Raw genomic sequence first — 24,811 nt, 5'->3', positions numbered from 1 at the left:
GTTTGAATTCATCAAAACTTGATGTATTAACTAGATCCATATTCGATAGTCAGAGATAATTTGCAGGCAAAACTATGCTGGGATATCAATACACCCTCTACAATCATTTGAAAAATTGAATGAAAATGAAAAAGTTTAACGAATATCATCCTGTTATGATACTACAGGAGATATCTATAAGGATACATGGATATTCAAAATCATTTCATTAAAAATATTACAGACTGATACAGACCATCTGATTAATCCAAACCATACTGAGTGAAGATGATGAGCCAAGAAAAGACTATACAGATAGAATGATGAGAATATACCAACGAATATAACAAAAATAAAAAAACGATCATTCAAGAGAAAAAGGACCAATAAATCAAAGATATCATATTGTAAGATATATTAATCTAACTTGTAAAACCAAATAAAAAAACAAGGTTCAATTGAATTTTTTTGTGCTGCGTGAATACATCAGCCCTACACATCAAAAAAATCCCTCATCTTTTTGTATGAGAGATTCATAAATTCGACATTTCTGTAAATCCTTATTTATTGCATTAGATGTATCCCATCCTTTAATTTTCTTTTTGTACTGTCTCATCAACATAAGTTTCATCAGATAGAGATTCACGAACGACCTCTAAATCACTTTGATATGACTTAAAATAATCAATTGCTTCTTCATCTGTTTTTTCATCACTATATAAATTTATCTGTGATATTATTAACGAGTCTGATTCTAAATCCACATCTTCACTGCTGCTGATAGGATTAATACGGACACTATAATACTCTGTATTTGTTTCTGTTTGTGACGTGTACTCTTCAGTAACATTCGTTCGATATACATAATAAGCCGTACCTTCATGATAATAACTGTTATAAGTATAATAAACCCCAATCAAATCACAACTGTTCATTACGACTGTATCAGGTCCAAAAAAGCTTTGAGTTTCTTCAATATCTTCTTTTAATGCTGTTTCTGTAGCTTGTGCAAATTGTGAAGACACATCTTCAGGGATTTCTTCAAATGTACGATACACTACTTCTAATCCTTCAACTGTAAATTCTTTTTGTGGATTTAACACTTCAATTTTACTTCCTTTTGCTGTTTCTTCACTATATATTGCCTTTAATACTATCGTATCTCCATTTGACAATGAACCATTATTTTCAATTTCATAGTATACATTATTTACAAAAGTCATAAAATTTGTATTATTTCTATCATAATCTACATTACAATTGACATCAGCATAACCTTCTCCCGATACCCCGCTATATGTCAATTCACACGTTGAAGTAAGATCAATAGGAGTTTTCTTCAAACTGAAATAAATACTTACTGCAGCAATCACTATGATCACACCAGCAATACCAATACCACCATAGCGTACTGTCTTTTTTCCTTTCTCAGTCGCATAGTAAGCTTTCCACTTCTCAGAAAGTTTATTCGCACCTTTACTAGCAGCATCCATAGCTAGAGAAGCTTTTTCCTTTGCAAATTCTCCAAGCTGTTCAGCATCCTCTTTTACTGCAGACACATCCAATTCCTCTGTTTTCTTGACAAACAAAAGATAACCAGCAAAACCGCCTTGAGCAATTTCACAAGCTATAAATAGAAATAGCATCGTACCTAAGCTGCCTATACCACTCAAGCCAAAAAGTGCCATAAAATTACCATTCAACAACTGATAAAGTGCATGTACACCTGAAAAGCTTAAAAGTCCCATCAGTGTACTAAATACACTTAAACCACCTAAAATCTTAACTGTGATTTCATTATCCTTGATATAAAACAAACGAAAAGCGAGAGAAATGCTCAAAAGCAACGAAAAAAACAAATCAATGTAAAAGAGTACACACATAAATTTAAGAAGCGACAAAGCATTTCCCAAATCATCAAGGCTTGAGACATTTCCACCAGCAGAAAGATACAGGATTCCCAAAACAATAGCAACGATTCCAATCACTACATTTCCTAAATAAACATTTTTACGTGTTAAATATAATCTTAACTTTTCCATCATATGATATCCCCCTCTTTTAATCAATTATAAATGATATTATGACTATATTTCAATACTCATTTTTATTCTCAGCAGCATCGATCGCTGATATGACGGCTCCTCTAAAGCCATCCCTTTCTAATGAAGCTACCCCTTTGATTGTTGTTCCATTGGGTGAACACACTTTATCCTTCATGATTCCCGGATGAGTTTCCGTTTCTAAATATAATTTCCCCGTGCCATAAATCATCTGCGCAACCATACGATAAGCACTTTGACGTGGCAATCCATGCTTAACAGCGGCATCTGCCAAAGCTTCCATATACATCGCTGTATAAGCCGGTGTACAGCCACAAATCGTTCCGGCAATCGACAATTTAGAAGTTTCTACCATTTCAATCAAGGCAATCGGTTCAAACACCTGATAGAAAAACCGTAGTTCATCCTCACTTAAATTATGGTGATCTTCACATGCGATCATTCCAGCTCCTACCTCAATCGGTGTATTTGGATTCGTGCTGATATGATGAACTCCTTCAGGAAGAATCTTTTCATATTTATCAAAAGTATAGCCAGCAGCTACCGATACAACGATCTTTCCAATAAGTGCATTACCAAGCGGCCCTACCACCTCTTCAATCTGATAAGGCTTAACAGCAATTACGATCATATCAGCCTTTCTAACGACATCTTCTGCATCCTCACAAGGATTGATTCCTAGCTTTTGGGTATTTTCTACTAACTTATCATAATGTTTCGCACAGGCATAGATATTTTCCGGACTTATTACTTTTTCTTTCACAAGTCCTTTAGCTATGGCCTGTGCCATATTACCATAGCCAATAAATCCCATTGAAATCTTACTCATCATACTCCTCCTTTAAAACTTATCTTACTTAAAATATTACCATATTCCTACAATCTTGTCTTTTCTGGTGATGGTTCTGCTTTTCATATTCATGCTTCTCCTTTTGGTCATCAAATCATTAAAGATGACAATATTTTAAACACTCATCGTTATAGCGCTAAAAACGCAGATTTTGGTTGGGACAGTGATCTTGGAATGTATTACTTCGGTTATACTCTCTATAACATTTCTTATCATAACCCTCTAATCCATACTGACCTTCCCGTCTTTATCGATTTAGAGAAAGCTTCTCGTCATGATGCTCTGTCTTCCATTTCCTCTACCGCTCGTTTCCTTGACATTAACCCTGAACTCTCTCCAAAATTCATGTGTTTCGATTCCGCAAGCGATTCTTCTGCCGTTTACCAATTTCTGCGTCACCATAATATTATCCCAATCATTGATTTCAATCAACGTAAATTGGGTAAAAATATTTATAAACACTTTGATTCTATTAGTGAAAACGGCAAACCAATTTGTGATTGTGGTGTTGAAATGTATCACTGTGGCTACGACTATCAAAGGCAAAGAAGAAAATTCCGTTGTCCTCTAAAAATGGGATTGATTGATTCTTGTCCACATGCAGATACATGTTCTCCTTCTCCATATGGTAGAACTGTTTACATTAACGATTCGCTTGATATGCGTCTTTTTGGCCCTGTTCCTTACAAAACAGATAAATGGAAAGAACTATACAAAAATAGAACTTGTACTGAGAGAATCAATAATAGAATTCTCAATGACTATCATCTTCATCAGATGAGAATTCGTGAAGACTCCAAAGCAGCTTTCTTTTCAATCTTTGCCGCCATCAATATTCATCTTGATGCTTGGATTAAAAATGAAACCTGATTTTCGCTAAATTTATTTTATTTCATTTGTGCACTTGTTTTTAGTGCGCTCATTTTTTTTATTTAACTTTTTTATTTAAAATCTCTTCTTTTTCTTTTCGATTAAGTACTACTTTTCGTCCTTACTCAATTTTTCATATATTTCTTTATCTTCATCTTTAAACACATTAAAAATAACTTGTTTCAACTGAGAAGCAGGTAAATATCGTTTGATCGTATCAATAGCAATCATGGCAGCTTTTTCATGTGGAAAACGAAAAACACCTGTTGATATACAACAAAAAGCAATGGAATCCAGCTTCATTTCATCTGCCTTTTTCAGACAATTCTGATAACACATTTTCAACAGTTCCTCATGCCTTTTTGTTAGCGTAGAAGATACGATCGGTCCTACTGTATGAAATACATAACAACTTGGAAGATTATAAGCAGGTGTAACCTTTACTTGTCCTGTTGGTTCTAAATATCCCTGTTTTTTCATTAGCTCATTACATTTTAAACGCAATCTTATTCCTGCATACGTATGAATCGCATTATCAATGCAGTGATGTCCAGGAACAAAGCATCCTAGCATCTGTTCATTAGCAGCATTGACGATCGCATCCGCTTTTAAACGTGTTATATCTCCTTGCCATATAACGATCCGTTCATCATCATCCAATTTTATGATTCCTTTTTCCTTTAAAATCTGTTGTAAATATTCATCTTCTATTTTCAAATACTCATCATCCATTGGCAAAGGTTCTCGTAGATTCACTAATGCTCGATACAGATCAAAGTTATACGCATTTTTATCTGCTTGCTGATGACGCTCCATCAGCAATCGATCAATTAAATAAATTTCTCTTTCTTTCTGATTCATATTGACTCCTTATATTTTTACGATGACTTGCTTAGGGCAGATTTCTGCACATTTTGCACAATGCAAACAATGTTTCTGAATAATCTTAACAGGTATTTGAGTGATATCAATACACTTCTGAGAACATACTTCATAACATATATGACAACCGATACATCCCTCTAGTACCTGATATCCACCCTTGGGCAATGATTGCTGATAAGAAAAAGGAATGCGTACAATAGGTGTTTGGCTTAGATCAAAATATTCACCACTGAATTGTTCAAAACAAAATACCTCAAGAATATCTCTTGCCTGAACATTTGGATATATCTTTTTCATATAGTCATTTTTTTTCAAAAATTTCCTGAAGTTTTTTATGTTTAATATTTTTTACTTTTCCTTGCAAAGAAATCGCTATGGATGAAAGTGTATTATTTCCTTTAATTCCTGTTAAGGAAACAAAAGGATGGGACATAAGTCTTTGATAGAATGCTTTACCACGGGCCGTTAAAAAATAAAGCGTATCATCTTCATATAACATTAAATCAATCGCACAAGTAATGGGATGATCATTTTCATCAACGGTTGCGATAATAACGGGTATGGATGTCTTTCTGTAGAATATTCAATATTTCACTTGTTTTCATAAAACCTCCCTTTTAACGTTTTTATCACTTATCCTAGTTAAAAATAGAATCGATCGTTTTGTTGTAATGTTTTAAATTACATCTAATAAAGTATCACTTCTTAGTTGTAATGTCAATAGTTACATCTTCATTTTAAAAAAACCAGCTCTATGACTGGTCATTCACAAGTATTTTATCTAAATCTTTTTTTACGTCAGCTAAGGTAATCGACGCTAATTCATTTTCCATTGCCTGCTGAACACGTAATAACTTATCATCCAATATCGAATGAATATTGCGTCCTACAGGACAGGAAGGATTTGGATTTTCATGAAAATGAAATAATCCGTTGCTTTCTACACATTCTACTGCTTTATAAACATCAAGAAAGGTGATTTCCTCTAAGGGTCTTGTAATATCAGTACCACCACTGCCTCTATGTACTTTTACAAGTCCTGCTTTTTTTAGTTGTCCTAATATTTTACGTATGATAACTGGATTGACTTTTACGCTATCCGCCAGAAATTCACTCGTTATTTTCTCATCCTTAAATCGATCGATACAACAAAATATATGTATCGCAATCGTAAATCGGCTGGAGATCTGCATATCTACCTCTCCTTTCTTTTATTTTGAAAACATCTCTACATAGATTCCTTTTAATTGGTCTTGTTCATCCTCATTCATTTGTCTTTCATGAGCATCATGACCCTCTATTGTTCCTACATGACCGCTAAGTGCTTCACCATCTTCTACAACTACAACAAGCGGTACAAATAATGCAACATTTCCTTCATCATCTGTATCTTCAAATTGTCCGACATATGAAAGAATCGCTGTTTTTTCTTCATCAGTATAGATCAAATTACGCTCTTCATCTCTTGTCTGAACATAGTAAATATTCTTATCATTCTCTTTGGCAGCCTCTTCCATGATTGGTAAAGCTTCTATGCACCAAGGACAATCAGGAAAACCAAAATACAGAATACAACTCTCTTGATTCTCAAACATATCAATCGCTTCCTGCATAGTAATTTCAATAAAAACATCACTTTCATTTATAAATGTTTCATATTCATCACTGTTTGCCAGACACTCATCACTATCAAAACTACAGTATGCCGGATCACTCTCAGGCTCTTCCTGGTTTACACATCCACTCATTAATAAAACAAGCATCAATAAAAGTTTTTTCTTCATGTTCTTCACCACTCTTTTTGGTATTATATCATGTCCATGTTGTAATATCAATGATTACATTTTCCCAGGATTTAACTCTTAAACTTTCCACTGATATTTTTTCATATCTACATGATCATTCTTTTTAAATTCAATACCTTCCTCTAGTAATAGTTCTTTTTGTTCATCCCAATGTGGTACAAGTCGTCCGGATTGACTTACCACTCGATGACATGGATATTTCCCATAATAGGAAGCATGTGAAAGAATACGCCCGACTAATCGAGCATTTTTGTCATGGCCTGATAACTCGGCAATCTGTTTATAACTCGCTACTTTGCCTTTGGGAATCTCAGAAACAATAGCCAGTATCTGATAAATGAATGCTTCATCCATACAAACTCCTTTAAATCATTCGTATACTGCCTTGTTTTCTTATTTTTAACCTATGACAGCTGCCTTCACCAAAAATTTTTTCTATTTCTTCTTTATAGATAGATGCCTGAGCATCTTCTACAAAAGTTTGAATCGTTCCCGCAAATCCACCGCCATGAATACGACAAACGCCTTTATCTTTTAAGATCATTTCAGAAAGAGCGAGTGCAAGGCTCATACTTTGGTGGGCAGCATCCGCATATACATTCTGTAAATATTTAAAGCTCGAATTACCAGAAAGCTGAATGATTCGTCTAAAATCTTCAAATCTGTTTTCTTTCAATGCTTCTACTAGCTGAACGACTCTTTTATTCTCATTAAAATAATGAATAGCTCGTAAAACCGGACGATCTCCACACTGCTCTTTTATAGTATAAAGATGTTCATAAAATGCAGCTTCATCAACTTCACGTAATACTTCTTTTCTAAAAAAATGAGCCACTTTTTTCATTTCTGATGGAATCGCCGCATATTCATCGGTCAAATCACTATGCGATCCTTTGGTATCAACGATACATAAACTGTGATGAAAAGCAGAAAAATCAATCTGAAGGTTTTCTATCAACGGTTGTGTGATATCTTTAAAATCAATCGTAATAAGCCCTCCAAAAGCACAGGCGCATTGATCCATTAGTCCACATGGTTTACCAAAATATACATTTTCCGCATACTGGGCAATTTTCGCAAGTTCTTCGGGTGCGATCTTTTGTTCATTGTAAAGTCCTGAAAGGATCGTTGCAATCATGACTTCAAATACGGCAGATGAGGACAAACCGGCTCCGATCATCACATCACTGGTGATATATGCCTTAAAACCGCCTATTTGATGTCCTAGCTGTTGAAAGCGAGAAAGAATTCCTCGCACTAAAGCTTCGGAGGTTCCTTTTTCATCTTCTTTTAGATGAAGATCATCTATATAAATATCTTTTAAGAAGAATTGATCAGATATAATAGAAACTTTATCTTTTTGATCACTTACTGCCGCAATCGCATCTAAATTAACACTGGCTGCCACGACACAGCCATGCTGATGATCCGTATGATTTCCACAAACTTCACTTCTTCCAGGTGTATTATAAATTTCTACATCATCATTTCCATAATAAGCGATATATTTTTCAAGCATTTTTATATAGCGCTGATTTTGTTTTTCTATACGATCTTCATCTTCATAAAGATCCAATAATAATGAATCATAATTTTTGTCAATAAAGCCTTTCTTTATCTGTTCAGCTTTCATGTTTTTTTCCTAAACGTTTTTACGTTTCCTTTCATTTCTATTTTAACTTGTTATAGTTGAACTTGACAAGTGATTTTCCTAGAAACTCTTTTTATCAAAATTATTTATGAAAGCGCTTATAAATGATATAATAGTTTTCGGGAGTGATAAAATGAATTCAATAGAAATTGATGGTCATCATTTGACTTTAGATGACGTCAAGGCAGTAGCTCGTGATCATGTACGGGTTACTCTTCATGAAAAGGCAAAAGAAAGAATTATCAAAGCTGAAAAAATGGTGGAGCATTACGTCTCTGAACAGCGTATCAGCTATGGTATTACGACGGGTTTTGGAAAGTTTTCTGATACGTTGATATCGAAAGAGGATACGAGTCTTTTACAGCGTAATCTCATTATGTCTCATGCCTGTGGGGCTGGTGACATTTTTGAAGAAGAAGTTGTACGAGCCATCATGCTTTTACGACTCAATTCTTTAGCTTTAGGATATTCTGGTATCCGTCTTTCAACATTCAATACATTGATGGAGATGTTGAATCGGGATGTATATCCTGTTGTTTATGAAAAAGGATCTTTAGGTGCTTCGGGTGATTTATGCCCCTTAGCTCATCTAGCCCTGGTGCTGATCGGTGAAGGTGAAGCTTTTGTGGAAGGTCAGCGTGTGAGTGGTAAAGAAGCCATGGAAAAGGCTCATCTAACTCCTGTAAGACTATCAGCAAAGGAAGGATTGGCGTTGATCAATGGCACACAAGTGATGTGTGCTGTAGGTACTTTAACATTATATGATGCTTTAGCGCTCAGCAAATGTGCAGATATTGCCTTATCTTTAAGCATGGAAGCTTTGCAGGGTATCAAAGATGCCTACGATCTTCGCTTGCATCAAGTACGCCCTCATCAAGGACAGATAAGCACAGCTGATAATGTGCTGCGTCTGCTAGAAGGAAGCAAACATATCACCAGACAGGGAGAAATGCGTGTGCAGGATGCTTATTCTTTGCGTTGTGCACCACAAGTACATGGGGCTTGTAAAGATGCTTTTGCCCATATCAAAGATAAAATGGAAATTGAAATCAATTCTGTGACGGATAATCCTATTTTATTCTGTGACGATGATGATGCGATCTCAGGTGGAAACTTCCATGGAGAAAGTGTTGCTTTAGCGTTTGATTATCTGGGTATTGCTTTAAGTGAGCTTGGCAGTATTTCTGAGCGTAGAATTGAAAAAATGGTCAATCCGGCTATTTCTCATGGTTTACCTGCCTTTCTTACAGAAAATGGCGGTTTGAATTCGGGGTTTATGATCGTCCAGTATTCTGCAGCTGCGCTTGTTTCTGAAAATAAGGTACTTGCTCATCCGGCAAGTGTTGATTCTATTCCTTCCAGTGCAAATCAGGAAGATCATGTTTCCATGGGAACGATTGCCGCTCGTAAAGCGAAAGAAATCTTAAAAAATGTCCGGCAAGTCATCGCTATGGAAATGATGTGCGCATGTCAGGCGATCGATCTTCGACAACCTCAAACACTCGGTCAAGGAAGTCGTGTTGCCTATGATCTTGTGCGTCAAAGAGTTCCTTATATCAAAGAAGATACGATCATGTATCCTTATATTCATCGTATCAATGAATTGATACAAGATGAAACGATTACTTTACAAGTTGAAAAAATGATCAAATTAAAGGAGGTATAATATGATCTTAAGTGAAGTGCCAAAAACAAAGCCGGCTTTTGTAGAAGGAATCCGTCGTGCTCCAAAACGTGAAGCGAATCTTTCTAAAAAGGATATTGAATTGGCTTTACGTAATGCATTGCGTTATGTTCCAAAAGAATATCATGAAGAACTGGCAGGTGAGTTTTTAGAAGAATTAATGACACGTGGCCGTATTTATGGCTATCGTTTCCGTCCTGAAGGAAGGATTTATGGAAGACCTATTGATGAATATGAAGGAAAATGTATTGAAGGCAAAGCACTTCAAGTGATGATCGATAATAATCTTGATTTTGAAACGGCTTTATATCCTTATGAGCTTGTCACTTATGGTGAAACAGGACAGGTATGTCAGAATTGGATGCAGTATCGGTTAATTAAGAAATATTTACAAGAGCTCACGGATACACAGACACTTGTTGTAGAGTCTGGGCATCCTTTAGGATTATTTCATTCACCCAAAAGTGCTCCTCGAGTGATTATAACGAATGGTCTGATGGTAGGTGAAGCGGATGATCTGGAAAACTTTAAACGTTTTGCCGCCATCGGGGTGGCGAATTATGGTCAGATGACGGCAGGCGGCTGGATGTATATCGGTCCTCAAGGCATCGTTCATGGCACTTATTCTACTCTTTTAAATGCTGCCAGAATGCTTAGAAAAGGCCAAAATGATATGCAGTATATGTTGTTTGTTTCCAGTGGCTTAGGCGGTATGTCCGGAGCTCAGGGAAAGGCTGCGAAAATTGCCAATGGTGTCGCAATCGTAGCTGAAGTAGACGCTTCACGAATTGAAACCCGTTTGAAACAAGGCTGGATCGATGAAGTCGTTGAAAGCAAAGAAGAAGCTTTTTCAAAAGCTCATTTCTATCAGGAAAATAAGACTCCTCGAGCCATTGCTTATCACGGTAATATCGTTGATTTATTAGAATATGCCTTAGAAAAGGATATCACGATTGATATTCTTTCTGATCAGACAAGCTGTCATGAAGTCTATGAAGGCGGGTATACACCACAGGGCATTAGTTTTGAACAACGTACTCGTCTTTTAAAGGAAGATCGTACAACTTTTAAAAATTTAGTGAATACAAGTTTAAAAGCTCATTTTAAGGCAATTAAAAAGCTTCATGATAAAGGCACTTATTTCTTTGACTATGGCAATTCTTTTATGAAAGCTGTTTTTGACAGTGGTGTAAAGGAAATTAGTAAAAATGGCAAAGATGACAAAGAAGGCTTTATCTTCCCTAGTTATGTGGAAGATATCTTGGGACCCCATCTTTTTGATTATGGATATGGACCGTTTCGCTGGGTATGCCTAAGCAGCAAGCAAGAAGATCTTGATAAAACAGATCATGCAGCAATGGAGTGCATTGACAAAGATCGCCGTTATCAGGATTATGATAACTGGAAATGGATCAAAGATGCGAAAGAAAATAAATTAGTGGTTGGTACCAAGGCACGTATTCTTTATCAGGATGCTTTTGGCAGGATGAAAATAGGTTTAAAATTTAATGAAATGGTACGAAATGGTGAAATTGGTCCTGTGATCATGGGTCGTGATCATCATGATGTTTCGGGTACCGATTCACCATTCAGAGAAACTTCCAATATTAAAGATGGCAGTCAGTTTATGGCTGATATGGCCACCCAGTGTTTTGCCGGAAATGCTGCTCGTGGTATGAGCATGATTGCCTTGCATAATGGCGGTGGTGTAGGTATTGGTAAAGCGATCAATGGAGGTTTTGGATTAGTTCTTGATGGTTCAAAACGTGTTGATGATATTTTATATCATGCGATGTTATGGGATGTAATGGGTGGTGTTGCCCGCAGAAGCTGGGCCGGTAATCCACATTCTATCGAAACAGCAAGTGAATACAATGAATTAATGAAAGAAACAGACAGTATCACCATGCCATATCTTGCTGATGAAAAAATGATTCATCAATTAGTAGAGAGGAGCATCAATGATGACTAAAATCGTTGAATGTGTGCCAAACTATTCGATCAGCAGTGATATCGAGGGATTAAATGAAATCTTAAGACCTTTTAGAGAAAATGATAACGTATCTCTTGTCAATGTTGAGCCGGATACCAGTTATAATCGAACGGTTGTAACACTTATCGGTGAACCTGAAGCCTTAAAAAAGGCCATGGTTGAATCTTGTAAGGCGGCTGTTCGTATCATTGATATGAATCATCATCATGGTGAGCATAAACGTATGGGTGCCATTGATGTCATTCCTTTTATTCCTATTCAGAACATGACCATTGAAGAAACAATTGCTTTAAGTGAAGCATGTGCAAAAGAAATTTATGAGGCTACCCGGATTCCTATCTTTTTATATAATCTATCCGCCAAAAGAAAACAATGTGAAAATCTCCCAGATATTCGTAAAGGAGAATTTGAAGGTATGGCGGAGAAATTAAAAGATCCTTATTGGAAACCTGACTTTGGAGATGAGGTCCACCCGACTGCCGGAGTAACTGCCGTTGGCTGTCGTCCTTTGCTTATAGCTTATAATATCGATTTAAATACCAATGATCGTAAAATTGCTGCCAATATCGCTAAAATGATCCGATTCTCTTCGGGAGGTTTCCGCTATGTTCAGGCAGGTCCTGCTTCTTTAGAAGATCATGTACAAGTAACCATGAATGTGACAGATTATCAGAAAACCTCTGTATATCGAGTTTTTGAAACTGTAAAAATGGAAGCAAAAAGATATGATGTTGAAGTGATTGGCAGTGAATTTATTGGTTTGGTCAATCTGGATTGTCTTAAAGATATCGCCGCTTATTATTTAAAGAAAAACAGCCGAGATGAAGTTGATCTGACACTGGAGGAAATCGTAGATGTTGTCAGTGAGAAATTACTGCTTCATGGCTTTAATTCAGAGAAAGTGATTGAAACTTATGTCAAATAGAATTATTTATACGAATATTTCAAAGCTTTATTCGATGGAAGGCGGCATTCGTGCAGGTAAAGCATTAGAAGAGTGTGCCATCTATGAAGATGCTTATATGATTTGTGAAGATGATAAGATCGTGGAAACAGGAGAGATGAAAGATCTTCAGCTTCATGATGAAAAGATTGTTGATCTTGAAGGCAAGATCGTCATTCCCGGATTGGTCGATGCACATTCCCACCTTGTTTTTGGTGGTGATCGGGTCAATGAATACACGATGAAGATCAAAGGTGCCAGTTATATGGATATCTATCATGCCGGTGGCGGGATTCATGCGACTGTACGTGCAACTCGTAAAGCCAGCTTTGATGAACTTTATGATAAAGCTGAAAAAACCGTCTATGAGTTTTTAAAATGCGGGGTCACCACATTGGAAGCAAAAAGCGGCTATGGACTCAATAAAGAAGATGAACTAAAGCAGTTAAGAGTGGTTCAGAAACTGAATATAAATACACCTATGGATCTCATATCTACATTCATGCCTGCTCATGCTCTTTATAAAGATTATCAAAGTGCTCAAGAATATTTTGATTTGATCATTTCAGAAGTCTTGCCTGTTGTTGTTAAAGAAAATCTTGCGGAATACATGGATTGTTTCCTTGAAAAAGGAGTCTTTGATGCGAATGAATCACGTTATATCCTGGAAGCAGGCAAAAAGGCTGGTTTAAAAATCAAGATCCATGTTGATGAAATGGAAGACATCGGTGGTGTCGATGTCGGTGTCGATTTACATGCAACTAGTCTTGAACATTGCATGGTCACATCCCTAGAAAATATGGATAAGATGAAAGCAGCTGGTATTACAGCTGTCATTCTGCCAGCAACTTCGTTTAATCTGGGCAAAGCATATGCCAATGTCCCTGCAATGAAAGAAAAAGGGGTCATCCTGGCTCTTTCCTGTGATTATAATCCTGGATCATGTCCTTGCAGCGATCCGCTCTGGATGGCACGTATTGCATCTCGTGGCTGCCATTTGACTCCTCATGAAGTATTAAGCATGATGACCATCAATAGTGCCAAAGCACTTGATCGTGATCATCTCATCGGTTCATTAGAAAAAGGAAAACAGGCGGATTTTGTCGTTATCAATGCCACTTGTTTTGATGAAGTAATTGCACATTTAGGGGCAAATCCGATACATTCAGTATATAAGAAGGGAATAAAAGTATGTTAATAGAAAAAAAAGGTCTGGAAATATTAGATGAAATCGACAGTTCTTCACCAACTCCTGGAGGAGGCAGCATAAGTGCTCTTGTTGCTGCTCTAGGAATCTCTCTTTCACGTATGTATGCCCATTTAAGCATTCATAAAAAGAAGTTCTTATCTTTGGAAGAAAATGTCCAGCAGCAATTCCATGAACATTTTACTGCTCTTGAAAGCCTAAAAGCAGAATTGATTCAAGCAATTGATCAAGACTGTGCAGCTTATGATCATGTCATGACTGCCTATCGTCTTCCAAAAACAACCGATGAAGAAAATCAGCATCGTCAGAAAGAAATTCAAAAAGCAACTTATATCGCAATTGAATCTCCTTATCATATCATGGAGCTTTCTCTTAAGGCGTTACATCTTTGTGAGAAGATGATCGAGCAAGGTAATAAAAATGCTGTTAGTGATTTAGCTTGCGGCATTCTCTTCCTTGATGCTGCCATTCAAGGAGCCGGGTTAAATGTTGAGATCAATTTATCCTCACTTGATGAAAAAGAAAAGCTTGAATGGAATACAAAGATGGAAAATCTTCTAGATGAAAGTCATCAAATAAAAGCAAGATCGATCAAACAAATTAAAACACTTCTATAAAGATAAACCATTGCGATTCGCAATGGTTTATTTAGTTAATGTAATATGTGGATAAGGTATTTCAATACCTGCTTCATCAAAGGCCTTTTTTATCTGTAAGCGACATTGACAGCATAATTCAAAGCTATCATCGATATTACGAGTTGTCATTCTAGCACGTAATGTAATACCACTATCCTTCAATTCCGTACAGTGAATTTTCACTTCTTCACCTACATCATAATAAAGAGGATGATTTGTAATGACTTCTTTCATGATTTCACTTGCCTTATCTAAGTCACTTTCATAAGAAACATCAAAAGAAAGGTAAGCAATCTTATACTCTGTTTCATGGGTCATATTCTCTACAATTGCCTTATTGACCAAAGTATTCGGGATCATGATCAAATTTTTCTCTAAAGTTTCTATAACCGTGTGTGATAAGGTAATTTCCGTTACTTTACCACGAAGATCATATTCCTTAAGTATGATCGTATCCCCTACTTTAAATGGTTTGGACATCAAAATCATCATGCCGCTGACAGCACTGCTTGCCGCTTCCTGACTCGCTAAACCAACAATAACAGCAACAATTCCTCCTCCAGCAAGCAAGGTAGTTGCGATATCCTGTAAGAAAGTAATTTGCGATAAGACACTAAAAATCAATAATGTCCATAAAAGTACACTCTTGATTCTCAAAACTGCTTCCTTATGTTTAAATTCACGCTGGCGAATAAATTTAGTAATCAAATGATTCGCTATTAAAAATACAATAATATAAAATAATATGGTTAATATTCCATTTACAAATCCACCTTTAAATAAACTATCTAATTGTTCAATTGTACTTTCCATGATCCACCTCGTTATTATTATATCAGTATTTCTATTTTTTTCCCAAACATTTTGTATGACTCAAAACTCAAAACGGTTATAGACCACCGAAGAATAAAGATGAAATGTTATCGACAAAACGCATAAGATATGTTAGAATAATAACGGATGAACTCCATACAAATAGGAAACCCCAGTGTTCGTGGCACTGGGGTTTCATTTAGGAGGGAGGATCGCAGATTATCGTTGAATCAGACTGATGTACAGTATGATCAAACGCAAACACTCTTTCACAGCTACTACATTTTCCTATAATAACTGGAGAAGAATGATGAGTTCAAAACCCAACTGCAACCCCTCCATACAAATAATATAGGTGTCATGGATCCTCACTCCCTCCTTTGTAGGACACCTACTATTCTATATCCATAAAATTGTTATTTTTCCTAAAAAAGAATAAAAAAATTTATTTTTTTCCTTATAAATCGTAACTAGGATGGTTCATATGATAAATCTGACTGTTATCCTATTATTTTTGTGCTATAATACTTTCATGTCAAATTTTAAACAAAAGCTTTTGATATACTTTGCTGCAATTTCAGCGAGCACCTTATTGATGTCGAATCTCGCCGCTATTAAGCTGTGGGATTTTTTCGGCATTGCTGTCGATGGAGGTATCGTTGTATTTCCACTTACCTATATTATTGGTGATTTGATCGTTGAGTTTTATGGTAAGGAAACAGCAAAAAATGTTGTATGGGCAGGTTTTTTAGTGAATATTATTGCTATTGGGGTCTTTTATGCTGTGATTGCTTTGCCTGCTTATAAGGGATGGATCATGCAAGAAGCCTATGCCAGTGTATTAGGATTTACTCCACGAATTATTATTGCTTCGCTTATTGCCTATATCTGTTCCAACCTTTTCAACAATCATCTTTTTATTTCGCTGAAAAACAGACATGATATTTTCTCAAAAAGTTTTATTGCCAGAGCACTGGGATCTTCTGCTTTTGCCCATTTGATCGACTCTGCAATATTTGAAACGATTGCTTTTATTGGTGTACTGCCTTTCAAAGATTTTTTAACACAAGCGCTTTTTGCCTATCTTCTTGGCATGGGCTTTGAAATCATCTTATCGCCATTAGAAGCACTTATCGCAAACATGTTAAGAGGTAAGTTAAATGAAAGAATATAAAAACAACAATCAGTTCAGCTTTGAAATTACTAAAAAAATTGATGGTAAATTAGGACGTGCCGGTATTATACATACACCTCATGGTGATATCCATACACCTGCTTTTATGTGTGTAGGTACAAAAGGTGAAGTACGTTTTGTCAGTAGTGATGATTTAAATGCCATTCATGCCCAAGCTATGTTAAGCAATGGTTATCACTTGCGTAATGTATCCAGTGAAATTGCCAGGAATGGAGGCCTAGCAGAATGGTCAGGATGGCAAGGACCTACACTGACAGATTCCGGCGGTTTTCAAGTCATGTCATTAGGAAGTGGATTAGGCAAGGTTGTCAGTATGAAACGTGAACAGGAAGTGATCAATACTGATCCAAAAGATCGTTTGGCTCATGTAACAGAAGATGGGGTTCATTTTCATGATCCTTTTACTGATCAGGATGATTTTATTGGGCCTGAAGAATCAATGCAGATTCAATGCCGGATTGGGGCTGATATCCATATGGCGTTTGATGAATTGACTTCATTAGCGGATAGCTATGATTATAATGTAGAGGCTTTGGCACGAACAGAAAGATGGGCACAGCGCAGTCTTGATGAGCACTTGAAACATCGTGATGATCTTGGCTATCGCCAATCATTATATGGTGTGCTGCAGGGAGGACGCTGGGAAGATTTACGTCGCTCTACCGCCAAAAAGTTAGCCCAAATGGATTTTGATGGTTATGGACTTGGTGGTGCTTTCTTAAAAGAAAGCTTAGGTGAGATCCTTCGCTGGTGCTGTGAAGAACTACCTGAAAACAAACCTCGTCATCTTTTAGGTCTATCACACCCTGATGATATTCTGATTGGTTCAGAAATGGGTGCCGATACGTTTGACTGTGTAGCACCAACCAGAGAAGCACGTCATGGCCGTATTTATACAAAATATGGTCCTATCAGTCTGAATAAATTTGATGGCAGTAATGAACTATTAGATGCAAACTGTGACTGTCCTACTTGTAAAGCAGGATGGACCCGTACTCAGCTAAGGGCTTTGATGAAATCTGAAAAACAGGAAGATAAACATCAATACTACAATCTTGCTTCCATGCATAATTTACGTTTTATCATTCGTTTGACTGAAGAAATACGTGAAGCGATCATCAATGGTACTTTTGAAGAATATAAAAAAGAGTTTTTAAAAAATTACTATCATCGATAGAAAGTAGGAGATAGTCATTAAACTACCTCCCCTTATCAAACCGCATGTGCCTTATTAAGGCGTACGGCTTACCAATATGCTTATCTATGTAATTAACCATTACTATTTCGCAAACACATATCCTGTGCTTGCGATTTTTCTAATTCTTTCCTGTGTATAATACTCTATTCCTTTTTCCTTCAGCTTTTCTATGTATCTTTCATGTCTCTTTTTATTCTCTTCTGTTTGTATTTTCATATAAACTGGTACTTTTTCTTGACATAGTACCACATCTTTTCCTTTTCACAGATGACCTTTTCCAGTTCCGTTTCCTTTTCTCTGATCTTCATTCTGATCCTATTCATTCTTTTGTCTGTTTTCTGGATCAGTTTTTTATTCAAGGCAGCATTAGCCTTTAGCAGGGCCTTGGCTTCATGGACTGCAGACAGAGGGATATAGTCATTGAGATGAAACTGCTTTTTAAGGAGCGGGTGAAGCTCGCTGTCCTTAAACGCGGCTCCCTTATAGGCACGATCGTAAAGACATTTATAGGCCTTATGAAGGACACGGTTGTAGACATCAAGATCATGAAGAACGGTGTTCTTCAGATCAGGGAATTCGCGGTAATAGAAACGGTTGGAAAGAGAAAAGACTTTCATGATGCCTCCTTGACAGAAATGAGATGTTTTGTACATATATTATATCATATTAATAACTATAATGATACTATAATTTCAAATTAATTATATATACCATCATAACATAAATAGTATTTAACTTTTTTTATTTTCTTTTATCATCTTTCTATTAATCAAAAATGAAATTTCCTAATATACAAAAAAGAGGTGGCACTGCCACACTCCTTTATTAACGAAGTTTTTTACGAATATATCCTGTTAACATATCCAATAAGAATACTGTTACAATGATCGTGAGTAATACAATACTGATCCTGCCCCATCTTCTTCCTTGTATCGCAAAAATCAGCATTGCTCCAATTCCTCCTGCACCTACTAGTCCTAACGTTGAAGCACTTCTTACACCAATTTCAAAGTGATTTAAGATCAATGATGTATAAATAGGTAAAAGTTGTGGAATACGGGCATAAAATAATGTTTGAAGACCATTCGCACCTACTGCATGACAAGCTTCTACAGGCACTTCATCCATTTTTTCCATTTCTTCAGTAAATAATTTACCTAACATACCAATCTGATGAACACCAATCGCTAAAACGCCCGCAAAAGGGCCTGGCCCAACAACACGAATAAATATGATGGCATAAACCAATTCTGGAAATGAACGAAGCGCATCCAGTATAAATTTACCAATACGAGGAATAAGCTTATTTTTCTTCCAAAGATTCTTGCTTGAAAGCAAGACAAAAGGAAGACATAAAACCGTCCCGATTGCTGTTCCTACAAAAGCAATGCACACAGTCATGATCATCAAAGATAAAACATCTTCACCACTGCCATTATAGAAAAAGCTCCATTCGGGTGACATCATACTTTTTAAAATACTTGCAAAGCTGCCCCATGAAAAATAACTTAAACTTGACCAGTCCAAATCATAAGAACAAAACCAGATAAGCAAAATAAAACCTATAATATATAATAATTTCTTTACATTTGGATTGATTTTTACCATCCTAGACCAGCCTCCTTTGAATTCTTTCAGAAATAAAGTCGACAATCAATACAACTGCGAAAATAGAAAGAATTACCATTGAAACCCGATCGTAGCGGAAAAGTCCTAAAGAAGCACTCAAGCTAACTCCTATACCTCCAGCACCTACATAACCTAAAACCGTAGAAGCACGTACATTGATTTCAAAGGCATAAAAGAAATAACTGATAACCGTTCTCATAATTTGTGGCCAAATTGACCATATAGCAATCTGCAAACGATTTGCACCTACCGATTCATTCGCTTCAATCGGTTCATATTCAATCGTTTCTATACTTTCATAAATCAGCTGAGAAACCATACCAAACGTAAAAATCGCAATCGTTACGATACCTGTTGCTTCCCCAATACCGATGACAGCAACTAAAATTGCTGCTAATAAAAGATTTGGAATTGTACGAATAATATTTAAGAATAAACGTACGATATTGGTAATGATCGGATTTTTGGTGGCTACTTCTGTGGCCATAAAGGAAAGTGGAATAGCAATCAAAACACCTATAATCGTACCTAGCATTGACATTTTTAACGTTTTTAACATTGGAGATAACAATTCTGGTAAATATGAGAAATCCGGATGTGATAATCTTTCTAAGAAAGTTCCCATCTCATCCAAATTTGAAAATACTTCTGTAAGAGAAGCTCCAGTTAAAGCTGAACTCCCAAAGAAAAGAACAGCAATGACAAATACCACAAATAAATGCTTATACCATTGGAAATGAACGGTATCCTTTATTTTCATTGTCCTCCCTCACTTCCTTTTAAGAAGGAGTCTCCTTTATAAATCATCGTCAAAACCTCATTTGTCAACGATTCAGGTTTGCCATCAAAAACAAGCTTGCCATCCTGTAAGGCAATGATTCTTTTAGAAAACTTTTTAGCTAATTCGACTGAGTGAATATTCACAATAACAGTTTTTCCCATATTCTCATTGATCATCTTTAACTCATCCATGATTTCCAAAGAAGTTACCGGATCCAAAGACGATACGGGCTCATCTGCTAATATGATATCTGCTTGTTGAAATAAAGTACGGGCAATTGAAACACGCTGTTGCTGTCCACCTGATAAATTATCACATCTTTCATGTAGTTTATCAGACATTCCAACTTTTTCTAAAACTTCATTACATAGCTCATAATCAGCTTTAGAAAAAATTCCTAAAATGCTCTTCAAAGTTGAATAATACCCTAATTTTCCTGAAAGAATATTTTTCTGAACTGTACTTCTTTTCACCAAATTAAACTGCTGTGAAATTAATCCAATATGACGACGGATATGACGCAACTCTTTTTTATTAGCTTTCGTAATCGATTCTCCATTAATCGTGATTTCTCCTTCACTAATTTCATTCAAACGATTAATAGCACGTAAAAGGGTGCTCTTTCCAGCCCCACTTAAACCAATGATGGAGACAAAATCTCCATCATCAATTTTTAAGCTAACATCAATAAGTCCTTTGACACCGTTATCATATGTTTTCGATACGTGATCAAAGACAATCATCTTTTATTCTCCCGCTGCTTCAATATATTCAGCTGTTGTATCATAAGCCGCTTCATCTGATTCAACATAACCTGTATGTCCCCAGGCACTCATGATTTTTAGACCTTCTTCATCAGATGCCATCGTTAAGAAAGCTTCTTTTACTTTTTCTTTCAATTCATCACTCATAGATGGTAAAACAGCAATTGCATCATTTGGAATATCTCCTTCTGACAAGATAGCAGCTTTCGTAGTTTCAAATAGATCTACTGGATTACCAGCATCATCTGTAACAACATTATTAAATACATAACGAGAACCCTCAAATGTAAAGCATGCATCTACCTGCCCGCTGATAACAGCTTTGATAGCTGATACTACATCATTGATGGCCGTAAAATTAACACTATCAATATCAACCCCAGCTTCTTTCATTTCCGCAACCGGATAAACATAACCAGAAGCTGAAGTAACGCTTAAATATGCAACATTCTTACCTTCCAGATCTTTCCATGAAGAAATATCTGCATCAGCACGAGTAATGACTTCAGCTTTAAAAGTTCCTACTGAAGTACCTTCAACTGGCATTTCATTTTCATCATAATCTACTAAAGTAGAAGATAAAATTGAAGTAGCAGCATCTAAGCTTCTAGCCTGCACATATGCAGCAGGAGGCATGATACCAACATCTACCTGACCTGATTCCATAGCTTCTACGATCGTAGTATAATCTGTAGCAACTGTAACCTCTACATCCATATCTAGCAGATTTTTCATGTATTCTGCAAAGGCAGCTGTCGTTGCATCTACACTATCACTGTTTGTAGGTACAAACTGAATCGTAAGAGAGGTCTGTTCTTCACTTCCACCATTTGAGTTTGAACATGCCCCTAACCCCAATACCATAGTAGCAGTTAAAAATAATTTGAATAGTTTTTTCATTGAATTTTCCTCCAAATTTACCATTCACATTATACATTTGATTAAACATCATTTCAATAAAAAATCATTGATGTTTTAAGGTTATTTTGCTTATTTACACAAATTTTATAAATTTTACTCTATATTTTGACAATTTGAAATCCATTTTTAATTGCATCTTCCACACATGCATGATTTCTGATATGCATAAGATAGACACAGCTGTGTAAATGCTGAGGTATCACAGAAGAAAGCTTATCAATATTTAAATGGACATCATCAGGAATATCTAAATCGGTTCCTTCCATATAAATCGTTGCTATATTATCATAAGTATCTATAAAATGAACTACATTATCAACGACATTCGTATCAGCTGAGTAAAAAACAGCTCCTTCTTTAGATTCAAAAACAAATGAATAACAATGTAAGTCTTTAGTATGTGAAGTAAGATCATAACGCACCTTTTCAAAATTTATAAATCGATGATCCAATTCTTCTTCATACACAAATTTATAAGTATCTTCATTACCAAACAATTCCATTAACAATTTTAAAGAATGAATATATGCACTATCATGCGGTATGATAAGCTTCATTTTGATTTTTTTGACATATTTACAATATAAACCAAGGCTTCCCAACGATCCACAATGATCACTATGTGTATGAGATATGAGTATATAAACATCATGAATATCATTTAATATATTTTTTTCTATCAAAGTGCTAAAGACACTTTCTCCGCAATCTATTAAAAATAAAGTCTGATTTTCAATGAAATAAGCCGAAGTATTACGTTCATATACGTTAAAAGCAGCCCCTCTGCCTAAAAACTTTAGATCCATAAGAACACCCTCTCTATATTCTTTATAATTATTATACATAATTCTTTTTTATTTCACATATTATTTTAATTATCATCACTGTCATTACCTTTTTTTCTAAACATCCCAATCATCACCGGTGTATTATACCCCGGAACCATATTTGGATAAATAAGAATTGTATGATTTGAATCAATGGCTATTAAATGTTCATACCATTCATCGATAGATTTCGGCATTTTTCCATTGATAAGTCGATGAGGGCTGGCACATAAACTGATAATAAAATCTTTCTTTTCTTTTGTACATAAACGAATGATATGCTCTGTAGCCTCACAGGGTTCTTGAGCAATTATAGCATCATATTTTAAGATTGACGTTTTTTCATAATTAAAGAAGTCCTGAATACCTTCGATAGAGTCTTTGATATTTTCCAGTTTAGGATCCATCGCACTCATTTTATATCCTTTTGAAACAAGTAAAGAAGATAATCTTGCGTGATGGCCACATCCCACCTCTAAAAGATGAGGATATTTATCCTGTGTAAAAATACGTGCAACATAATCTGCGAAATATTCTTGTCTGGACTTAAAGCCTTTTATCCAAAGCGTATAATCGACCATCTCATCACAGATTAAACCAATTCGAGGATGTTCTAATTCATATTTGAGCCTATTTAGTTGTTCTTTACTAAAATCAAATGGATTTTCTTTACAAAACAAATCTAATTTTTCTTTCATGATTTTTTCCTCTTATAATCATGACTATTATAAAATATTTTAACGAAAATGAATACTATTAAACTATTCTATTCAACATAATAGGGTAGAGGAGTAAATTCTAGATTTATTGCCCCTCCCGTTGAACCAAACGTACGGTCCTCGTATTTGGCTCTACATTTATATCGAAACTACAAACTCTTAAGATAGTAGTTAAGGGGATTGACTAAACCCGGTCTGTCCCCTTTCTCTTTGCCTAGAACTGCTGGTGATAGTATGAAATTGACCACATCTAATCCACTTCTTCTATACCACCCTAATCTTGAATTTGCACACTTATAGATATCTTCTTCCTCAAATCTGCATTTATACTTGATATTCAATGCCATGAGATTTCTATAGATTGTCTTTGGTCTCTTCCATTGCTTGATGATGATACATCGTATCTTGTGGCGTAACCATTGTCCAAACTTATCAAGAAATGCTTTTATGCTTCCTATCCTGAAATAGTTGATCCATCCTCTCACTATTTGATTGACTTTTGTAAATGTAATTGATAGAGGTCTTGAAACGGCTCCCTTTCTTTTCAGATACTTCTGTATCTTTGTATACAATCGTTTCTTTCTATCTTCGGTAGGTCTGCATTTCCACCCTTGACTATCCTTATAAAAGGAAAACCCCAGGAACTGTCCTTTCATTGGACGTACAACCTTTGTTTTCGTGGCACTAACCTTCAAGAATAGTTTCCTTTCCAGCCATGACATCACTGTCAACAGCTTGTGGTTCACTACACTTGGCGGTAAATACCTGTGGTTGGTTTATCTCCAACTGAATTCATGCCATGCCCGGCACACATAACAAAAGCAGACAAGAGCCATTCGCATTTCTTGTCTGCTTTTATCCGACTATTCAGATTTAAATAACTTTAACCGCACTGGTAGTGATTGCAAAAGCTATTCTAGTTAGTTTCTCGTCAAAATCCGGATCATCGGAGAATTCGAATGGAATTCCTGCCTGCACCAACATCTGGCATATATGCTGCTTTTGACTCTGCGTCGGATATTTAATGCCGATAGATACCAAACAAGAAAACTCCTCACTGGCAGCAACGCCTCGCAAGATTTTTTGATGAAAATTGGTCTTGCTCATTGCATTAATCCGTTCAATACATTCTTTAGCATCGGCCATGCATTTTTTCATTAATATTATCCCCCCCCAATTTAAGCTGACAAATTTAAGCCGTGCATTAAGTTTTTATCTGCTTATATCTTACTCCATAGCTTCTTCTCGGTTCTGCAATAAGCTCATCATAAGTAATCTGTCCATTTGCTGTTTTTTTCATATTTACACAGTCACCGGATAAGTATTTATAATGATCTCCACCAAGATGCTTTATTGAATTGAGTACTTTGTAAAAGCTATATTGTTTTATTACGTC

At 35.9% G+C, this 24,811-nt stretch carries 28 protein-coding genes; 8 read left to right on the top strand and 20 right to left on the bottom strand.

Annotation, left to right across the window (positions count from 1 at the left end):
• Positions 1–569 precede the first annotated feature (569 nt).
• Together BQ5367_RS08220 and proC are read right to left on the bottom strand one after the other, a co-directional pair.
• Complete coding sequence (locus BQ5367_RS08220) at positions 570–2,024, bottom strand: MFS transporter (RefSeq protein WP_083383211.1); 1,455 nt, start codon at positions 2,022–2,024, stop codon at positions 570–572.
• Between the two features lie 49 nt (positions 2,025–2,073).
• The gene (gene proC / locus BQ5367_RS08215; RefSeq protein ID WP_235858753.1) at positions 2,074–2,871 is read right to left on the bottom strand and encodes a pyrroline-5-carboxylate reductase; all 798 of its coding nucleotides are present in this window, start codon (positions 2,869–2,871) and stop codon (positions 2,074–2,076) included.
• 195 nt (positions 2,872–3,066) lie between these two features.
• Here proC and BQ5367_RS13365 point away from each other — a divergent pair, with 195 nt between their 5' ends.
• Complete coding sequence (locus BQ5367_RS13365) at positions 3,067–3,762, top strand: transposase (RefSeq protein ID WP_143052371.1); 696 nt, start codon at positions 3,067–3,069, stop codon at positions 3,760–3,762.
• 108 nt (positions 3,763–3,870) lie between these two features.
• Here BQ5367_RS13365 and BQ5367_RS08205 read toward each other — a convergent pair whose 3' ends face one another.
• The 7 genes from BQ5367_RS08205 to BQ5367_RS08180 form a co-directional block, all read right to left on the bottom strand.
• Positions 3,871–4,623, bottom strand: a complete 753-nt coding sequence (locus tag BQ5367_RS08205; RefSeq protein ID WP_071442052.1) for a protein-ADP-ribose hydrolase — start codon at positions 4,621–4,623, stop codon at positions 3,871–3,873.
• Between the two features lie 9 nt (positions 4,624–4,632).
• Complete coding sequence (locus BQ5367_RS13670; RefSeq protein WP_202615286.1) at positions 4,633–4,944, bottom strand: 4Fe-4S dicluster domain-containing protein; 312 nt, start codon at positions 4,942–4,944, stop codon at positions 4,633–4,635.
• Between the two features lie 4 nt (positions 4,945–4,948).
• Complete coding sequence (locus BQ5367_RS13665; protein ID WP_328586479.1) at positions 4,949–5,197, bottom strand: pyridoxamine 5'-phosphate oxidase family protein; 249 nt, start codon at positions 5,195–5,197, stop codon at positions 4,949–4,951.
• Positions 5,198–5,399: 202 nt separating this feature from the next.
• Positions 5,400–5,840 (bottom strand): Rrf2 family transcriptional regulator, encoded by a 441-nt coding sequence (locus tag BQ5367_RS08195; protein ID WP_071442051.1) that lies wholly within the window; start codon positions 5,838–5,840, stop codon positions 5,400–5,402.
• 18 nt (positions 5,841–5,858) lie between these two features.
• Positions 5,859–6,431, bottom strand: a complete 573-nt coding sequence (locus tag BQ5367_RS08190) for a thioredoxin domain-containing protein (RefSeq protein WP_071442050.1) — start codon at positions 6,429–6,431, stop codon at positions 5,859–5,861.
• Positions 6,432–6,509: 78 nt separating this feature from the next.
• A complete protein-coding gene (locus BQ5367_RS08185; RefSeq protein WP_071442049.1) occupies positions 6,510–6,806 on the bottom strand; it encodes an MGMT family protein in 297 nt (98 codons plus the stop codon).
• Between the two features lie 10 nt (positions 6,807–6,816).
• Positions 6,817–8,085: a galactokinase gene (locus BQ5367_RS08180; protein ID WP_071442048.1), complete on the bottom strand. Its 1,269-nt coding sequence runs from the start codon at positions 8,083–8,085 to the stop codon at positions 6,817–6,819.
• A 151-nt stretch (positions 8,086–8,236) separates the two neighbouring features.
• On the opposite strand from BQ5367_RS08180, the gene hutH reads away from it, so the two are divergent.
• Genes hutH through BQ5367_RS08155 form a run of 5 tightly spaced genes read left to right on the top strand, consistent with a single transcriptional unit; the run spans position 8,237 to position 14,547 of the window.
• Positions 8,237–9,769: a histidine ammonia-lyase gene (hutH, locus tag BQ5367_RS08175; protein ID WP_071442047.1), complete on the top strand. Its 1,533-nt coding sequence runs from the start codon at positions 8,237–8,239 to the stop codon at positions 9,767–9,769.
• A 1-nt stretch (position 9,770) separates the two neighbouring features.
• Positions 9,771–11,759, top strand: coding sequence for a urocanate hydratase (locus BQ5367_RS08170; RefSeq protein ID WP_071442046.1), 1,989 nt, complete (start codon positions 9,771–9,773; stop codon positions 11,757–11,759).
• Complete coding sequence (ftcD, locus tag BQ5367_RS08165) at positions 11,752–12,705, top strand: glutamate formimidoyltransferase (RefSeq protein ID WP_071442867.1); 954 nt, start codon at positions 11,752–11,754, stop codon at positions 12,703–12,705. The genes BQ5367_RS08170 and ftcD overlap by 8 nt, the downstream gene beginning before the upstream one ends.
• Complete coding sequence (gene hutI / locus BQ5367_RS08160; protein ID WP_071442045.1) at positions 12,695–13,921, top strand: imidazolonepropionase; 1,227 nt, start codon at positions 12,695–12,697, stop codon at positions 13,919–13,921. Before ftcD ends, hutI begins: the two co-directional genes overlap by 11 nt.
• Positions 13,915–14,547, top strand: coding sequence for a cyclodeaminase/cyclohydrolase family protein (locus BQ5367_RS08155; RefSeq protein WP_071442044.1), 633 nt, complete (start codon positions 13,915–13,917; stop codon positions 14,545–14,547). The genes hutI and BQ5367_RS08155 overlap by 7 nt, the downstream gene beginning before the upstream one ends.
• A 27-nt stretch (positions 14,548–14,574) precedes the next feature.
• Here BQ5367_RS08155 and BQ5367_RS08150 read toward each other — a convergent pair whose 3' ends face one another.
• A complete protein-coding gene (locus BQ5367_RS08150) occupies positions 14,575–15,381 on the bottom strand; it encodes a mechanosensitive ion channel family protein (RefSeq protein WP_071442043.1) in 807 nt (268 codons plus the stop codon).
• A gap of 484 nt (positions 15,382–15,865) precedes the next feature.
• On the opposite strand from BQ5367_RS08150, the gene BQ5367_RS08145 reads away from it, so the two are divergent.
• Positions 15,866–16,555, top strand: a complete 690-nt coding sequence (locus BQ5367_RS08145; RefSeq protein ID WP_235858752.1) for a queuosine precursor transporter — start codon at positions 15,866–15,868, stop codon at positions 16,553–16,555.
• On the top strand, positions 16,542–17,753 hold the full coding sequence (gene tgt, locus BQ5367_RS08140) for a tRNA guanosine(34) transglycosylase Tgt (protein WP_071442042.1): 1,212 nt from the start codon (positions 16,542–16,544) through the stop codon (positions 17,751–17,753). Before BQ5367_RS08145 ends, tgt begins: the two co-directional genes overlap by 14 nt.
• A gap of 102 nt (positions 17,754–17,855) precedes the next feature.
• Here the strand turns inward: tgt and BQ5367_RS13945 are convergent, their stop codons facing one another.
• The 10 genes from BQ5367_RS13945 to BQ5367_RS08095 all read right to left on the bottom strand — a co-directional run bounded on the left by BQ5367_RS13945 (position 17,856) and on the right by BQ5367_RS08095 (position 24,573).
• Positions 17,856–17,990: a hypothetical protein gene (locus tag BQ5367_RS13945; protein ID WP_268874447.1), complete on the bottom strand. Its 135-nt coding sequence runs from the start codon at positions 17,988–17,990 to the stop codon at positions 17,856–17,858.
• Positions 17,987–18,391 (bottom strand): hypothetical protein, encoded by a 405-nt coding sequence (locus BQ5367_RS08135; protein ID WP_071442041.1) that lies wholly within the window; start codon positions 18,389–18,391, stop codon positions 17,987–17,989. Before BQ5367_RS08135 ends, BQ5367_RS13945 begins: the two co-directional genes overlap by 4 nt.
• A 208-nt stretch (positions 18,392–18,599) precedes the next feature.
• Positions 18,600–19,382: a phosphonate ABC transporter, permease protein PhnE gene (phnE, locus tag BQ5367_RS08130; RefSeq protein WP_071442040.1), complete on the bottom strand. Its 783-nt coding sequence runs from the start codon at positions 19,380–19,382 to the stop codon at positions 18,600–18,602.
• Position 19,383: 1 nt separating this feature from the next.
• Positions 19,384–20,163, bottom strand: a complete 780-nt coding sequence (phnE, locus tag BQ5367_RS08125) for a phosphonate ABC transporter, permease protein PhnE (RefSeq protein ID WP_071442039.1) — start codon at positions 20,161–20,163, stop codon at positions 19,384–19,386.
• Entirely contained in the window at positions 20,160–20,927 is a 768-nt protein-coding gene (phnC, locus tag BQ5367_RS08120) for a phosphonate ABC transporter ATP-binding protein (protein WP_071442038.1), read from the bottom strand. The genes phnE (BQ5367_RS08125) and phnC overlap by 4 nt, the downstream gene beginning before the upstream one ends.
• Before the next feature lie 3 nt (positions 20,928–20,930).
• A complete protein-coding gene (locus BQ5367_RS08115; RefSeq protein WP_071442037.1) occupies positions 20,931–21,848 on the bottom strand; it encodes a phosphate/phosphite/phosphonate ABC transporter substrate-binding protein in 918 nt (305 codons plus the stop codon).
• A 119-nt stretch (positions 21,849–21,967) separates the two neighbouring features.
• Complete coding sequence (locus BQ5367_RS08110) at positions 21,968–22,675, bottom strand: MBL fold metallo-hydrolase (RefSeq protein WP_071442036.1); 708 nt, start codon at positions 22,673–22,675, stop codon at positions 21,968–21,970.
• Positions 22,676–22,740: 65 nt separating this feature from the next.
• Positions 22,741–23,394, bottom strand: coding sequence for a hypothetical protein (locus tag BQ5367_RS08105; RefSeq protein ID WP_071442035.1), 654 nt, complete (start codon positions 23,392–23,394; stop codon positions 22,741–22,743).
• A 170-nt stretch (positions 23,395–23,564) separates the two neighbouring features.
• On the bottom strand, positions 23,565–24,071 hold the full coding sequence (locus tag BQ5367_RS08100; protein WP_235858751.1) for a group II intron maturase-specific domain-containing protein: 507 nt from the start codon (positions 24,069–24,071) through the stop codon (positions 23,565–23,567).
• A gap of 217 nt (positions 24,072–24,288) precedes the next feature.
• Positions 24,289–24,573 (bottom strand): hypothetical protein, encoded by a 285-nt coding sequence (locus BQ5367_RS08095; RefSeq protein WP_071442034.1) that lies wholly within the window; start codon positions 24,571–24,573, stop codon positions 24,289–24,291.
• Between the last annotated feature and the right edge of the window lie 238 nt (positions 24,574–24,811).

Source organism: Traorella massiliensis (genome assembly GCF_900104665.1).
GTDB classification, from domain to species: Bacteria; Bacillota_I; Bacilli_A; order Erysipelotrichales; family Erysipelotrichaceae; genus Traorella; species Traorella massiliensis.
This window is presented reverse-complemented; position numbering and strand designations above follow the sequence as displayed.